Genomic DNA, 14,880 nt, shown 5'->3' on the forward strand with positions numbered 1-14,880 from the left:
CATAGGTTTAATATCTTACAAGGAGTAACCTAAAAATGAGGATGCGTATTCTGGACTTTTTTAAAGATTGGTTTTTTAAAGTGATTATTGGTTTTGTCATTTTATTTATTGTAATAGGTACAGCGAGTCTTTTCGGATATAGTGGGTTTTGGGAAAGAGGTCTTAATGACAATCGTAATATCTTTTTGCTTGCAATTTCTCTAGTGATTTCTTGGATAGTCGTGTTATGGATAAAGGAAAATAAGAAAAAATAATTTTTTAACTAAAGGGTGGCGATTGCTTAACAAGGTAATCGCCTTTTTTATTAAAGTAAAGAAGCAGGTTACTTCAATAAGGAAAATCCTACTTCCTCTCCCAGCCTTAGAATCAGTATTGACGGTTTTCAACCATTTTCATTCTCTGTGGTGCAGCGCCGTTTTTGCGCTGCATGGATGGCTAACGGGTGCGTTTCTGTAATAAAAGCAGGAACGTTTTTTCTTTTTTCTCCTAAATAAAAGGAAATTAATGCTAAGATAAAATAAAGTATTAGGTGTTACTCATCTATCGGTGCAGAAGAGTATAAGAAGTAATCGATATTTGATGAAATATTAAATGGAAGAAGGGATTTGTGAAGTTATGGATGCTTTAAGTGCGATTTTTAGTCTTATTCTATTCGTATTAGTGATTTACGGAATATCAAGAATTGCTCATTATTTTAATAATACCAATGAGAAATTAAACAAAATTGATAATAAATTAGATGAAATCAAAGCATTTCAAGATAAGAAAGAGTAATGCTTCTTCAACAAACGGGTGGCAAGAGGTGAAGAACAAGTTGATACTTGAAAAAAGTATGGAAAGTAGGAGAATGGTTTGAAAGTATTTGGTTATCAAAAAGATAGTGAGAATTTAATGGAATTACAAGAGGTTTCTATTCAATCTGATATAAAAGAATTAGATAAAATAATCGAGTTTCTACAAGAAGTAAAAGAACAACATAGAAAAGGAATTGGAGAAGTAGAGTTATGTCATTCACATTATAGTGATTGGGATGACGAATGGAAGGTTGGTTCAACAGATATTATTGTTGTAACAACTAAAGATAATGGATAGCTAAACAACTGTTTTATTAAAGGAATGATACTGAACTAACGGGTGCATTACCACAACAACGGTAATGCATCTTTTCTGTGCTAATAAAAAGGAAATTAATGTTAAACTGTAGAGACAGGATTGTTGCATAAGGAAAGAGAAACTCATGTTAATAATAACCGTGATAAAACATCTAAAAATTGTTGCCCAGAAACAAGCTGCGAATTTTCTTCAGGGTAGAAATAAGGGTCTCTTTGGAAATGTCCCTTTTCTAACAGGAGTTCAACTGTTTGATGATACATTTTCTTTCCGTCATCATCACACGAATCATAAAAAATCTCTTAAATCTTTTCTCACAGAGACACTAAGTGAGGTCGTATGTCCTAATAAACCATGAAAGGTCATAATATGTAAATAATGTAGACAGAATATGTCGGAAAATAATCTTGTACAGAATAACTATACATAATGAGGTCAAACTAAAGTGAGAATAACTTTAGGGAGGAACGCTATATGCCTGAGAAACCAGCAATTACTTCATCTGAACTAGGTGCGTTATGGCTTACATATCAACAGAAAACAATGATTTTACGAATGTTAGAGTATTTTATTGAGAGAGCCGATGATGATAAAGCCAAGGGAATTTTGACTAATTTACATGGAGAAGTTGACCTATATGTTGGTAAAATAATGGGAATTTTACAAAATGACGGTGCTGTTATACCAGTCGGGTATACCGATCAAGATGTCAACATAGGGGTGCCGAAGTTATATGATAACGGTTTCGACATAATGTTTGTTCGTCTACTAAAAGAAATTAGTATGGCATTGCATTCACTAAATATAACAATGGCATATCGAGAAGATATTGTAACAATTTTTGAAGACCTTACTGCCGTTACTCAGAAGTATTATAAGCTTTGTACACAATATTTGCTTGAAAAAGGCATGCTTGCTCGCCCTCCTTATGTTTCAATGCCAAAATCGGTTGAGTTTGTAAAAAATATAACCTATTTAGGTGGACTCGCCATTAATCCATTTAGTGAAAAGCGGACATTAAATGCGGTAGAGGTTGCTCATCTTCACCATTCTATTGAATCAAATCTCACTGGGATGCAGCTGATTACAGGTTTTGCTCAATGTGCAAATAAAGAAGAAGTCGGCAAATTCTTTAATGAAGGAGTAGAACTTGCTAAAGGTATTATAAAGGAATTAACCGAATCCTTACTACAAAGCGGTATACAAACCCCTGAATCATCGGGTGGCAATCCAACTCGTTCAACGGTGGCTCCATTTTCTGATAAATTGATGATGTATTGCACAAGTCTTTTTTGTAGTTTTGCTATGGGGAGCAACTCATTAGGAACTGCTTTTAGTTTACGAAATGATTTACCAGCAAAAATGGCTATTTTTATGAAAGATACCTTTGAATATGCCCATAAAGGTGCAAAAATAATGATTAATAATGGGTGGATGGAAGAGCCCCCTCAGATGGAAGAACGGAAGCAACTAATTAATAAATAAAAAGTCTTAACACGTGTGGTGGAAATTTTCACCACACGTGTTTTTTGAAAAAATTAAACTAATGGGTGCTTACGTTTAAGAAGAACAACTAACAAAACAAAGTCATTTGCTGCACAGTACAAATATATTATTCAATAGAAGATGATATTCTACGAATCGGGCACGATTGCTGAAGAACATAAGCCTTATTCCTCGGTGAAAATAGAGGATTAGGCTTTTTTACTTTTAAAATCCTTGATGTTTTTCTATTGGTAATACGTTGACAACAAGTGGTAAATTTCGTGGCAACTGCTGGTAAAAAACATGGCAGAGATGGTACATTCTTGTGGCTGTAATCAACCTCATTTACAAAAAAAAAGGATACAAAGGCTAATATTTTACCCCGTTGTATCTTTTTATATATAAATTCTTAAATTCGAAAGAGGTTACTATTAAGCTTCTAACCATGTTTGGGACCATTTTTCAATATCTCTCATAAGTGGTTCCAAGGCAAAACCTTTTTCTGTTAACGAATATTCAATACGAACGGGAGTTTCTGGGTAAACTTCTCGTTTAACAATCCCCGCGTTCTCCAAATCCTTTAACCTCTCTGAAAGTACTCTACCACTTACACCAACTGAAGATTCAATAGTACAAAAACGTTGCGGTCCTAATAATAACTGATAAATAATTATTCCAGACCATCTTTGACTTAGTATCCCCATGGCTTTTTCGAATCTAGGACAAATCGACTTATCCAATTAAATCAACTCCTTACTAATATTATAAACATATTTACAAATAATTAAATATTTTTTATAAAAAACTTACTTGACTTCACTTAATTGTAATACTATACTTACTTACATTAAGTAACTAGCTAATGAATTGTGTTTTGAAAGTGGTTTGTTTGTTAGTTAAGAATAAAATGATAACGAAGGAGTGCGAAGTAAATGTTAAGAAAAGATGAAGTAGCTACAACAATGTTAAGATTATTTTTAGGTACAACATTCTTAATACATGGGTTAGCAAAATTTCAAGGTGGTATTGAGAATACTGTCGGATTTTTTGAAAGTTTAGGTCTTCCAGGCTTTAGCGCCTATCTGGTAGCTCTTATAGAATTAATTGGTGGGATTGCTATGGTTTTAGGAGTGGGAACCAGGATTATTTCAATTCTATTTGTTATTATTTTGGCTGTTGCGATTGTTAAAGTTAAACTCGCTGCCGGATTTCTTGGAAATGGACAAATGGCAGGCTATGAACTCGACTTAGCTTTAATGGCAATTTCAATATATCTAGCCACAACCAAACATTCATTTTTCGCTTTAGATAACGTTCTGTTTCGTACGGAGAAAGCTTAATTAACAAGGAGGTAACAAAATGAACTTTCATCGTGAACCTATTACATTCGTCGGTCAAGTAAACTTAAAGGTACAAAGTTTAGAACGCTCGTTAGCATATTACCAAGAAGTGATTGGCTTTCAGGTATTGGAACAATTTGAAAAATCCGCAAATCTTACTGTAGATGGAAAGACAGTTATATTATCAATTGAACAACCACATAACGTTGTTCCTAAGCAAGGAAGAACTACTGGATTATATCACTTTGCACTTCTTCTACCAACACGTTCTGATTTAGCTAATATAGTACAACATTTTGTAGACAGTGGTGTACAGTTCGGTTCATCAGACCATCTTGTGAGTGAAGCTCTATATTTATCAGACCCAGATGGAAATGGAATTGAAATTTACGCAGATCGTGACCCTACCGAATGGAATTGGGAAAATGGTGAAGTTAAAATGGCGGTTGATCCGTTGAACTTTCCAGACCTCCTATCTGGCAAGAAACAGCAATCGTGGACAGAGCTACCTGCTGGCACTGTTATGGGACATATCCATTTACATGTTTCCGAATTAAAAAAGACGGCAGAATTTTATATCAAGGGACTTGAATTTGAAGTTGTCACCCGATTTGGTAATCAGGCACTTTTTATTTCGGATGGTAAATACCATCACCATATTGGCTTAAACACTTGGAATGGCGTAGGTGCACCTAATCCATTTCCTAATAGTGTTGGACTTGAATCATTTAATCTAATGCTACCAAATGAGGAAAAGAGAAATAAAATTATTGAACAGTTGAAGAATATAGGCGCACCTCTCGATGAAGAAAATGGGAATTTCGTTACTTCAGATCCTTCTGGTAATCGCATTTACTTGCGTGTTTAATAGGTGATGGGTATTCAGTATATTTGGTAGTTGCTTAAATATCAGGAAACAGAAAGGCAAGAATAAATAATTTTGTTAAAGGTTACAAGATTTAACCACGATGATCGTCCATAGGGCGGTCTTTTTTTTGTTGAGTGCTATTGAGAAATTTGGACAAATGTAGGAGCAGACGCGATGGTTGGTTTTATAATGATGATCAAAGTAGAATAGCTATAAGGAATCAGAGCATCTCTTAGGAGTATGGTCTGTTCTCTTTTTATAGATGAAGGGGTGGAGAAATGTATATACTAGGTGTCGATTTAGGTGGAACTCAAATAAGGGTAGGGCTTTTTACGGAAAAAGGGGAACTCATTGAAAAAAAAACGACGCTTACTTTAGCGGAAGAAGGTCCCACTGCAGTGATTGAAAGATTAAAAGAACTTATTTATGAGGTCTCTCACTCAGTAGTTCAGCAACATGGAAAAGAGAGTATTCTTGGAATCGGCATAGGCTGTCCAGGTCCTCTAGATGTTTTTGATGGCATTGTTAAATCTCCACCAAATTTAAAGGGCTGGATAAATATCCCTTTGCGGCAGATTCTTGAGGATGAATTTTCGATGCCTGTTTATTTAAATAATGATGCCAATGCGGCTGTTCTAGGTGAATATTATTTCGGAAATGGAAAAGGTAAGCGTAATATTGTCTACTTAACAATAAGCACGGGTGTTGGTAGTGGAGTTATCGATAATGGCCAACTCCAATTAGGAAATAATGGGAGTGCGGCGGAAGTCGGTCATATGATTATTAACCCTAATGGACCTCTATGTGGATGTGGAAATAATGGTTGCGTTGAAGTGTACGTTTCAGGAACAGGGATAGAAAGACGTATGAAGACTAAGTTCAGTGAGGAAACACCGAATTCTGTTTTACGAGAACATGAATGGAATACGAGAGAAATTTTTTCAGCAGCACAAAAGGACCACCCGTTAGCTTTGGAAGTGGTAGAGGAAACAAAGCGATATTTAGGTGTCGTACTTGTAAATATTATACATCTTTACAATCCTCAAGTGATTATTTTTGGAGGTGGGGTTAGTAAAGTTGGTGATTATTTGATAAAGCCTGCTGTTGAATTTGCAAAGAAACAAGCAATGAAGCCAATGGGTGATCAAGTGGACTTTCTCCCAGCTTTTTTAGGCGATGATGTTGGATTAATCGGGGCTGCATCACTTGTAAAATATCACAAACTAAAGTGATAAGAAATATAGAAAACTTGGAAAAATGGAGGAACAGTGAAATCAGTTAGGTTATTGACTGACATACGAAAAGGCAGCTAAAAAGTTGCGAATGCTTTCAGATTAATTCATCAGTAACGAATCGGATAGGAAGGTGGAAAAAATGACACATTACATGGAACCGCTTTTTTTGGAACCTGTTTTTAAAGACCGTATCTGGGGTGGGGAAAAGCTTAGAGACCAATTTCATTACCCTCTTCCAACAAAGACGACCGGAGAGTGTTGGGGAATGTCAGCTCATCCGCATGGCCCGTCATATGTCAAAAATGGCTCCTTAAAAGGAAAGTCATTAATTGAAGTATGGGAAAGTCATCGTGAACTTTTTGCAAATGAGCAAGGGGAGCAATTTCCGCTTCTGGTAAAAATTCTTGATGCGAGTCAGGATTTATCTGTTCAGGTTCATCCAGATGATGAGTATGCGAAAAAATATGAAGATGGCGAATTAGGTAAAACGGAATGTTGGTTTGTTGTAGATTGTGAACCTGATTCTGAACTTATTGTTGGTCATTATGCAAAGACGAAAGAAGAATTCGTTTCAATGATTGAAACCGGACAATGGGAACAGTTATTAAAAAAGGTGAAAATTAAACCGGGAGATTTTTATTACGTTCCGAGTGGGACGATTCACGCTATCGGAAAAGGTTCGGTAATTTTAGAAACACAGCAGAGTTCAGATACGACCTATCGAGTGTATGATTATGAACGTACAGATGATAAAGGAGCAAAAAGAGATCTACACCTTTATCAATCAATTAATGTAACAATGATTCCTCATCATGATGTGAGTCAAGAGAGAATGGTGACTCAAGTTGGTGATTTACTCCAAACGAGGCTAGTTTTAGAAAGATACTTTACGGTGTTTCACGGTTTATTAGATGGAAAAGCAAAAATAGAAACAACTGGAAAGTATTTGCTGTTCAGCATTCTTGATGGTGAAGGGGAAATTCTTGTAAACTCGGTCTCGTATGAAATCAAGAAAGGAGATCATTTTATTATTCCAGCAACGGTTTGTTCTTTTGAAATGAAAGGAAATTCTACCTTTATCTATTCTCACACATCTAGATAGTATTGGAGAGGATTTAATTCGTTAATAATTGGGATATATAGATATTCAAAATCTCACGCACAGAATTAAAGGATTGGGAAATGGGGAAGTAGCAACAATGGTACTAGGGTCGTGGGCAATTACACAAATACAAGAATTAGCGGCTGACCCACTATCAATGGGGTACATGCCTATCCGGTATACACAAGAAGATGGCATAGTTTACTCGGTAGTAGGTGCAGATTTCAACATCGGAATTAATGTGAATTCAGAGAGCAAAGAAGCAGCAAGAGCGTGGTTGGATTGGTTTATCAATGAATCAAACTATGCGATTGACCAAGGAGGAATTTCTCCAGTTGTAGGAGAGGACTATCCAGAAACCTTAAGAGCATTTGAAGAGCTAGGCGTAGAGTTTATTTCTGATGCGACTCATAGAGAAGGGGAAGAAGGCTGGTTAGACGAAATTGATAACGAGAGTGAAGTTGGTCTATGGCAACCAGGATTCAAACAGATGATTATTGAAGCGGGAATTGGAAACCTTTCAGTAAGCTTCGATGATATTATGGACGACTTAAACGAAAAATGGGCAGCTGGAAGAGCTCGAGTAGCAGAATAAATTTCGAATTAAAACGGAGGAGTATGCAAATACTCCTTTCAGCTCTTAGACAAACACCTTTGATTCACTTTATTAAGTGAATCTTTTTTTAGTATTCTTAATATAATTTACAAAATACTAATTATGTTATATTATTTAATAACAAAAGAATAACAAATATAACAAAAATACTTTTTAGAAAAGTATAATGCAAAAAGTGAATTATAGAAGGGGAGAGTAGAGTTGTTACCAAACCAGATATATTTAACGGAATGGAAATTCAAAGCAAAAGATGAAAATGAGTGGATGGTGGCTAAAGTTCCCGGCTGTGTGCATACAGATTTGTTAGCAAATAAAAAGATTAACAATCCTTTTATTGGGACAAATGAACGAGACGTCCAGTGGATTGATAAAAAGGATTGGGAGTATGAGACAACATTTCATGTAGCTGAAGAGCTATTATTCTCTTCCCAAATAAATCTTGTTTTTGAAGGACTCGATACATATGCAGATGTCTATTTAAACGATCAATTGATTCTATCTGCTAATAATATGTTTAGAACCTGGAAAAAAAGTGTTCGTGAACTTCTAAAACGAGAAAATAACAAATTAAATGTTTTGTTTCGCTCACCGATAAATGAAGATTTACCGAAACTTGAGAAATTAGGATACGATCTTCCTGCAACAAATGACCATTCTGAAGATGGAGGACTTGGTGACAAGAAAGTAAGTATTTTTGCACGAAAAGCTCCCTACCATTATGGTTGGGATTGGGGACCGAGGTTTGTTACAAGTGGAATTTGGAAGCAAGTGAAGTTAGAAGGATGGTTCGATCATAAAATTGAATCATTTTTTATTCGTCAAAATAATGTCACGTCTACGTTAGCAGAAGTTACTGCTGTTTTGGAAGTCGAAGCGGAAAAAGCTTGTAAGGAAAAGGTTATGGTAACAATTGGCGAAAAGGTATTAACTAAAGAAGTTGAACTTAATCAAGGGTTAAATATAGTAGAGATTGATGTAACAATCCCTAATCCAAAACTGTGGTGGTGCCGAGGCCTAGGAGACCAGCATATTTATGAATGTACGGCTACAATAAATAAAAATGGTAAAGAGTATGCTACAAAAACAGTTAAAACAGGGCTTAGGTCAGTAAGGATTGTCAAAGAGAAAGACGATAAAGGGAAGACCTTTTTCTTTGAATTAAATGGCGTTCCGGTGTTTATTAAGGGAGCTAATCATATACCGAATGATAGTTTTCAAACAGAAGTGACATACGAAAGATATAGACACGAAATTGCAAGCGCAGCCGAATCCAATATGAATATGCTTCGTATCTGGGGTGGCGGCATTTATGAATATGACGAGTTTTATAATCTATGTGATGAATACGGAATTCTTGTATGGCAAGACTTAATGTTTGCTTGCAGTATGTACCCTGGTGATGAGTTATTTCTTGAAAATGTTAGAATAGAAGCTGAAGAGAATATTAAGCGACTAAGAAATCACCCTAGTATCGTATTATGGTGTGGAAACAATGAAATTGACGCGGCATGGGCTCATTATGATGAAGATGCTGGCTGGGGATGGAAGAAACACTACGAACCAGAAATTCGCGAGAAGATTTGGGGCGACTATGAAAATATATTTCATCGTATTCTTCCGGAAGAGGTTACAAAATATGCACCTGGCGCTGAGTACTGGCCATCTTCTCCTATGACTGAAATTACTGGAGATAAACATCAACATTCTAATTCGGATTCAACCACCGGTGACATACACTATTGGGATGTCTGGCATGGATTAAAGCCGTTCGAGGAATATACAAATCATGTTGGTCGCTTTATGAGTGAATACGGGTTCCAGTCATTCCCAGAACTTAAAACGGTAAAATCGTTTGCAAAAGAAGATGAAATGGAACTTGAGTCGGAAGTAATGCTCTGGCATCAAAAAAATGGACAAGGAAATCAATTAATAAAAAGTTACATGGAAATGTACTTAAAAGAAGCGAAGGATTTCCCATCGTTTTTATATCTGAGTCACATTCTTCAAGCTGAAGGAATTAAGGTAGCGATTGAAGCACATCGAAGAAATAAGCCTTATTGTATGGGGACACTTTATTGGCAGATGAATGATTGCTGGCCTGTTGCTTCTTGGTCTAGTATGGATTATTACGGTAGATGGAAAGCACTTCAGTATTACACGAAAAAGAGTTATCAGGACAAGGCATTATCGATAACTTCCACTAATGATTCAACAGATATCTACGTCATCACAGACTTACTTGAAGCAGTAGAGGGAACCGTTCAAATACAATTATTTGATTTTAATGGAAACCAGTTATTATCAATAGAACAAGATGTCGAGGTACAAGCGAACTCGAGTCAATCTGTCATGACATTGTCTACAAAAGAGCTTATCGTTAATCATGATCCTAGCCGACTAATCCTTTCTGTGACATTGAAGGAACGTGGAGAAGTAATTGATTGGAAAGAGCATTACTTTGTTTCATTAAAGGAAATTAAACTTTCGTTAGCTGAGATTACAGTTAAAGAATCAACTATCAATGGACAAACAGAATTAACTTTTGAGACAGATGTATTTGCAAAAAACGTTTGGGTAATGACGGATTCGGAAGGCATCTTTACAGATAACTATTTTGATTTAATACCAGGAGTTCCAAAGAAAATAAGTTTCTTATCACGTGAATTTGGTGGAGAGAATCACTTTGTTTCTAAGTTGCCTTCAAACATTGAAGTGCGCTCAATGTTTGATTTTGTGAAGTGATTATGTCATTTTAAATGAAAATAGTAAGAGGATAGACACCTCCCACTTATGCTTAGGCTGTAAGTGGGAGGCGTCTATTCTAGGAATGGTACACTGTATGCAAGAGAATAGCATTAGCTTTCATTTTTCACGAAACTATTGAAGTACTATCTATAAGTTGACATTGCATGCTCTTGGATACGCGTATGAATTACATCAGGAACTTCTTGAAGGGAATTAAGTGTCAAGAAAGAACTACTGTGCTCAACGTTAACGTCAACCACATTATATTGCCATTCCGTTTCAGCTGGAATATATATCGCATGAATATTCATTTCAAGTGCTGGGACAATATCAGTTCTTAATGAATTTCCAACCATCCATGTTACTTTAGGATCGGAATCAATTGTTTTTAAAATATCAGATAGAGCTGTTGTATCTTTATGTTCTGAAATAAAAACACGATGTTCAAAAAATGTAGCGAGTTCTAATTGGGTAATTTTCCTGCTTTGATTAGCCTCATCTCCCCCTGTATGTAAATATAATTCATGTCCCTCTTCTTTTAAACGGTGTAGTGTGTCACTCATATATGGAATTGGTTCAACGGGAATTTCAAATACCTTAAACCCCAACTCTCTTAAATATTGGATTTCGTCTTTTTTCTTTTCCTTCCCTTTTAAGTCACAGAAGTAATTATAAGTTCCAACAAATGACTCGGGAAACCGTTCCGACTTTAAACCGTGCTGACTAATTGCTGTAACATCAATTTGAAGTTGTTTTTGTTTTATTTCTTCCTTGGATATGGAGTCAAACCATTTGGTCATTTGATCAGCGAACTCACCTATAACTTGGTTAAAATATCTATTACAGTATGATAATGTATCGTCAAGGTTAAATAAAATGGTTTGTTTTTGCATTTTTTACTCCTTTCTAAGTAGTTTAAGCTCTAACTAGTGTCCCACCATGTCTAAAATAATATTACTTGAAGTAAAGTCCCTATTCGTATTGGTTAGTTATTTACAATTGAGTTAAAATTGTGTTTGTCTGAAAATTAAAAGAGTTGAGATAGGATTCCAGAGTTCTCTTTGCTACAGCGCTGATGGGTACTCTGTATGATTGACTAGTGAGTGCATTTCTACAATAAGTAGGAATGCTTTTTTTGTACTGTACCCAATCAAAAGGAAATTAATGCTGAAATTAACTTGAGGTTACACTTATTCAAATTAAGGTATGGGGCAAAGGTGATGAAGAGTAAGAGAAAGTTAATAGGATGCATGGCAATTTCCTTTATAATTGGGGTACTAACGGTTAAAAAACCTTATACTTCTAATCCTGCTATCCCGAAGCCTCCAGAACCTGCATGAGTTGAAATCATTGCGCCAGCTTGTATCCATCTTACATGTTTGAAGCCAGTTTCTTTTGCAATTTCATACAGGCGTTGCTGGATCCTTTCGTCAAGGCCTAGTGAGTATATTAAATAAAGTTGTTCTCGATCAATGTTATATTGTTTTAAATAATCACGTAGTAGTTTTTCTGTAACTGAACTCACTTTTCCACGATATTTTTTCGTTGAAACAAGCTTTCCTTCAACTAAATCAATGCGTGGCTTTATTTTTAACAAAGACGCTCCGATATAAGCGGCATTACTTACACGTCCACCTGCTCTTAAGAATTCTAAGTTACCGGGAACAAAAGCCAGCCTTGATTTGGGAACTTTAGATTCTATTTTTTCTACTAAGTGTGCAGGTTCAATGGTAGGTTCATTTTCTAATAAGGTAACAGCATACATTACAATAGCAGCTAATCCACCTGTTACATTTAAAGCGTCAATTAGAATCACATTATCAAAGTCTTCTACTGCATTCATTGCATTTTGGAAAGAAGAAGAAGCTCTTGAGGTATAACCGATATGAATAATGGTGCAATCAGGAAAGTCTGTTTTTATCTTCTTGAAAAATTGGTGATATTCATGAATATTTGTGGCCGTTGTAGATGGTATTTGTTTTGTACGTTCATAGTAGTTATATATATCCTTTACCGGTAATGAACCATCTAAATAATCCTTTCCATCCATAATGATATGCATGGGGACTACTTGAACATCATGTTTTTCAGCTAAATCTCTTGGTAAATCTGCTCCACTTTCTGTAGATAAAATAATTTTTCCCAAAGTATACCCCTTTCTTAGACAATCCTTGATTTTACGTCCTTCTACTATATTCTACTTATGTTACTGTTCTCCCTTTTCATTGAGGGTATTTTATAGGTACTTGAAATAGAAGTATATAAAAATCATCGGCCACTAATGTAGGACTTGGCGGTAGTATTAACCGTTAAAAGAGAACTTTATTTCATTAAAGGCTGTGACTCACCAACAAGAAGATTCAAATCCCTCGACCAAATTTAACATCGCTATGATGAGACAATTGTCAGCAAGATGATTGTAGAAACCGATTGAAGATGAAATGTACTACATATGTGTTTGGCGGAGGGATAAAGATGGATTAAACGTTATCGCAGGTCACTGTAGTTCAGTTCAATAAATCAACGTATTCAAGTAAAGGGTACATGTCTTAACAGGCATCACACCCTTTACTTGTGCCACTAACATCGTAGAAAAATGTTATAGTAGAGATTATTTATTAAAATGTTATGGGGAGAAATGATGGAGAAGATAAAGGCTTGGGCTCAGAATTTAAAACGACAAATATTCGTTCTTTACTTTGCTTACAAAGATAAAAGAGTACCTTGGTATGTTAAATTATTTACAGGCTTTGTTGTAGCATATGCGTTTAGTCCAGTTGATTTAATACCTGATTTTATACCAATACTTGGCTATTTAGACGATGTTATTATTGTACCATTAGGAATTATGTTTTCTTTAAAGATGATACCCAAGGATGTATTATCTGACTGTGAAGTTAAAGCTAAAGAGAAAATGAGAAATGGTAAGCCGAAAAATTGGATAGTTGGTTCAATAATACTTCTGGTCTGGATCTTAATTATCTTATGGATTATCATAAAGGTTTATCAGTTACTTAATTAAAGGGTCCGGCTTGCTCAAAGATTGTCGTTTAACGGGGGCACATCTTTGATAAAAGTATGCAGCAATTAGAGCTTCCGGTATTCTTATTTATAGGGAAGGGTGAGAAGATGGGTTATCTAATAAAATTTATCTTTTGGCTTTTATTTTTATTTAGTTCAGTATTGATTCTAGAGACATCTAGAGGATGGAAAAATACTTATTTTTTTCCAACCACACCAATGTTACATTTTTTATCGATTGTAACTCCTATAACTATACTAATTTTATTTGGAATGCTTCTTAGAAGTAAGCATTTAATAAAAGAATTTAAAAAAGAAGGAAGTTGGAGCGTTAATTTTACTAAGATGACTATACTCGGAATTCTACCAAATATAGTAGTTTTACTCATTGTTTTGTTTGACGACCAACTTAGAAAAATCGTGAACTTAGGAATATTTGATTTATATATGTTATCCAATTTTGCTTGGATTTTATGTGGTTACTACATTTCTGATAGTCTACATAAGATAAAAAAATAATTTCGAAATAGGGCAGATTGCTTGATTTCGACTGATAGGTAAGGAATTTAGGAGGTGACTATGAAAAATACTTTTTATTGTGTTTCATATCACTTTTAAATAGTGGGTTATTTAACGGAATAAGAGTTTACATAAAACCCAATTTTACGTAAAAAGAAACATTCCTTTTGACATTTCACATTAAATGGTATAACCTTTAAATTACAGTCAGTACTGACAGTCGATATTTAAAAAAGATGGTGAAAGAATGAGCACTAGTAAAAATCAAAGTAGCAATGATAAATTGTTGTTGGCAGCTATCAATCTAATAGCCGAGAAAGGCTACAATGGCGTAACCACTATGGAAATTGCTACCACAGCAGGTTTAAGTGAAAAGACTCTGTTTCGACACTTCGGTAGCAAGCAAAATCTTCTCGAGGCTGCTTTTGAGCGTTTTCATTACATCGAAGAGATGAAAAAACTTTTTAACGAGAAGCTTACGTGGGATTTACATGAAGATTTGCTTTTGATAAGCAGGACGTACCATGAAATTATGAATCGCAACCGGAAAATGATTCAGATCAGCATTAAAGAAGAAGGCAATATGCCAGGATTTCGAGAAAGAACACAGCAACAACCTCAACAATTAATGGAAATCTTAACAGATTATTTCAAGGTTATGTTAGAGAAAGACAAACTGATACGTACGAACCCGGAAGTTCAGGCGTTGTCGTTCATGATGATGAATTTTGGTGCATTTATGAACGATCTAGATTCCGATGCCAACTTTCCAACCGTATCACTAGAAGAATTTATAATAGAGAGTGTCCAGATATTCACTAGGGCTTTAACCCCCTAGT

Annotated in this window: 16 protein-coding genes and 1 pseudogene; 13 read left to right on the top strand and 4 right to left on the bottom strand. The window is 35.3% G+C overall.

Translation table 11 applies throughout. The annotated features are described in order from the left end of the window. Positions 1-35 precede the first annotated feature (35 nt). From CEF19_RS20965 to CEF19_RS20975, 3 genes are all read left to right on the top strand, one after another. Positions 36-254: a hypothetical protein gene (locus CEF19_RS20965; protein ID WP_100407846.1), complete on the top strand. Its 219-nt coding sequence runs from the start codon at positions 36-38 to the stop codon at positions 252-254. 337 nt (positions 255-591) lie between these two features. Beyond that, on the top strand, positions 592-774 hold the full coding sequence (locus CEF19_RS20970) for a hypothetical protein (RefSeq protein ID WP_100407847.1): 183 nt from the start codon (positions 592-594) through the stop codon (positions 772-774). 78 nt (positions 775-852) lie between these two features. Continuing rightward, positions 853-1,092, top strand: a complete 240-nt coding sequence (locus CEF19_RS20975; protein WP_100407848.1) for a hypothetical protein — start codon at positions 853-855, stop codon at positions 1,090-1,092. 170 nt (positions 1,093-1,262) lie between these two features. Here the strand turns inward: CEF19_RS20975 and CEF19_RS20980 are convergent. Then, positions 1,263-1,518 (bottom strand): annotated as a pseudogene (locus CEF19_RS20980) (DUF3231 family protein); the annotation flags it as partial. Between the two features lie 66 nt (positions 1,519-1,584). On the opposite strand from CEF19_RS20980, the gene CEF19_RS20985 reads away from it, so the two are divergent. After that, positions 1,585-2,595: a DUF3231 family protein gene (locus CEF19_RS20985; protein ID WP_100407849.1), complete on the top strand. Its 1,011-nt coding sequence runs from the start codon at positions 1,585-1,587 to the stop codon at positions 2,593-2,595. Between the two features lie 431 nt (positions 2,596-3,026). Here the strand turns inward: CEF19_RS20985 and CEF19_RS20990 are convergent, their stop codons facing one another. Next, positions 3,027-3,335 (bottom strand): winged helix-turn-helix transcriptional regulator, encoded by a 309-nt coding sequence (locus tag CEF19_RS20990; protein ID WP_100407850.1) that lies wholly within the window; start codon positions 3,333-3,335, stop codon positions 3,027-3,029. A gap of 192 nt (positions 3,336-3,527) precedes the next feature. Here CEF19_RS20990 and CEF19_RS20995 point away from each other — a divergent pair, with 192 nt between their 5' ends. From CEF19_RS20995 to CEF19_RS21020, 6 genes are all read left to right on the top strand, one after another. Then, the gene (locus tag CEF19_RS20995) at positions 3,528-3,935 is read left to right on the top strand and encodes a DoxX family protein (protein ID WP_100407851.1); all 408 of its coding nucleotides are present in this window, start codon (positions 3,528-3,530) and stop codon (positions 3,933-3,935) included. A 19-nt stretch (positions 3,936-3,954) separates the two neighbouring features. Next, positions 3,955-4,803, top strand: coding sequence for a VOC family protein (locus CEF19_RS21000; protein WP_100407852.1), 849 nt, complete (start codon positions 3,955-3,957; stop codon positions 4,801-4,803). A 278-nt stretch (positions 4,804-5,081) separates the two neighbouring features. Further along, a complete protein-coding gene (locus tag CEF19_RS21005; protein ID WP_100407853.1) occupies positions 5,082-6,035 on the top strand; it encodes an ROK family protein in 954 nt (317 codons plus the stop codon). A gap of 142 nt (positions 6,036-6,177) precedes the next feature. After that, positions 6,178-7,140, top strand: a complete 963-nt coding sequence (manA, locus tag CEF19_RS21010; protein ID WP_198510342.1) for a mannose-6-phosphate isomerase, class I — start codon at positions 6,178-6,180, stop codon at positions 7,138-7,140. Between the two features lie 97 nt (positions 7,141-7,237). Next, entirely contained in the window at positions 7,238-7,735 is a 498-nt protein-coding gene (locus CEF19_RS21015; protein ID WP_157801042.1) for a type 2 periplasmic-binding domain-containing protein, read from the top strand. A 222-nt stretch (positions 7,736-7,957) separates the two neighbouring features. Continuing rightward, complete coding sequence (locus tag CEF19_RS21020; protein ID WP_227522048.1) at positions 7,958-10,498, top strand: beta-mannosidase; 2,541 nt, start codon at positions 7,958-7,960, stop codon at positions 10,496-10,498. A gap of 146 nt (positions 10,499-10,644) precedes the next feature. On the opposite strand, the gene CEF19_RS21025 is transcribed toward CEF19_RS21020, so the two are convergent. Continuing rightward, on the bottom strand, positions 10,645-11,394 hold the full coding sequence (locus CEF19_RS21025) for an HAD family hydrolase (protein WP_100407854.1): 750 nt from the start codon (positions 11,392-11,394) through the stop codon (positions 10,645-10,647). A 401-nt stretch (positions 11,395-11,795) separates the two neighbouring features. Beyond that, positions 11,796-12,647 (bottom strand): DegV family protein, encoded by an 852-nt coding sequence (locus CEF19_RS21030; RefSeq protein ID WP_100407855.1) that lies wholly within the window; start codon positions 12,645-12,647, stop codon positions 11,796-11,798. 492 nt (positions 12,648-13,139) lie between these two features. Here CEF19_RS21030 and CEF19_RS21035 point away from each other — a divergent pair, with 492 nt between their 5' ends. From CEF19_RS21035 to CEF19_RS21045, 3 genes are all read left to right on the top strand, one after another. After that, entirely contained in the window at positions 13,140-13,523 is a 384-nt protein-coding gene (locus CEF19_RS21035) for a YkvA family protein (protein ID WP_100408406.1), read from the top strand. Positions 13,524-13,630: 107 nt separating this feature from the next. Next, the gene (locus CEF19_RS21040; protein ID WP_157801043.1) at positions 13,631-14,041 is read left to right on the top strand and encodes a hypothetical protein; all 411 of its coding nucleotides are present in this window, start codon (positions 13,631-13,633) and stop codon (positions 14,039-14,041) included. Between the two features lie 247 nt (positions 14,042-14,288). After that, complete coding sequence (locus CEF19_RS21045; RefSeq protein WP_100407857.1) at positions 14,289-14,879, top strand: TetR/AcrR family transcriptional regulator; 591 nt, start codon at positions 14,289-14,291, stop codon at positions 14,877-14,879. Position 14,880 lies beyond the last annotated feature (1 nt).

The sequence above is a fragment of the Bacillus solitudinis genome, assembly GCF_002797395.1.
GTDB classification, from domain to species: domain Bacteria; phylum Bacillota; class Bacilli; order Bacillales; family Bacillaceae_D; genus Halalkalibacter_A; species Halalkalibacter_A solitudinis.

Coding starts and splice junctions, on each gene's coding strand:
- CEF19_RS20965 (WP_100407846.1), top strand. CDS start 36: ATGAGGATGCGTATTCTGGACTTTTTTAAAGATTGGTTTTTTAAAGTG.
- CEF19_RS20970 (WP_100407847.1), top strand. CDS start 592: ATGGAAGAAGGGATTTGTGAAGTTATGGATGCTTTAAGTGCGATTTTT.
- CEF19_RS20985 (WP_100407849.1), top strand. CDS start 1,585: ATGCCTGAGAAACCAGCAATTACTTCATCTGAACTAGGTGCGTTATGG.
- CEF19_RS20995 (WP_100407851.1), top strand. CDS start 3,528: ATGTTAAGAAAAGATGAAGTAGCTACAACAATGTTAAGATTATTTTTA.
- CEF19_RS21000 (WP_100407852.1), top strand. CDS start 3,955: ATGAACTTTCATCGTGAACCTATTACATTCGTCGGTCAAGTAAACTTA.
- CEF19_RS21005 (WP_100407853.1), top strand. CDS start 5,082: ATGTATATACTAGGTGTCGATTTAGGTGGAACTCAAATAAGGGTAGGG.
- manA (WP_198510342.1), top strand. CDS start 6,178: ATGACACATTACATGGAACCGCTTTTTTTGGAACCTGTTTTTAAAGAC.
- CEF19_RS21015 (WP_157801042.1), top strand. CDS start 7,238: ATGGTACTAGGGTCGTGGGCAATTACACAAATACAAGAATTAGCGGCT.
- CEF19_RS21025 (WP_100407854.1), bottom strand. CDS start 11,394: ATGCAAAAACAAACCATTTTATTTAACCTTGACGATACATTATCATAC.
- CEF19_RS21035 (WP_100408406.1), top strand. CDS start 13,140: ATGATGGAGAAGATAAAGGCTTGGGCTCAGAATTTAAAACGACAAATA.
- CEF19_RS21040 (WP_157801043.1), top strand. CDS start 13,631: ATGGGTTATCTAATAAAATTTATCTTTTGGCTTTTATTTTTATTTAGT.
- CEF19_RS21045 (WP_100407857.1), top strand. CDS start 14,289: ATGAGCACTAGTAAAAATCAAAGTAGCAATGATAAATTGTTGTTGGCA.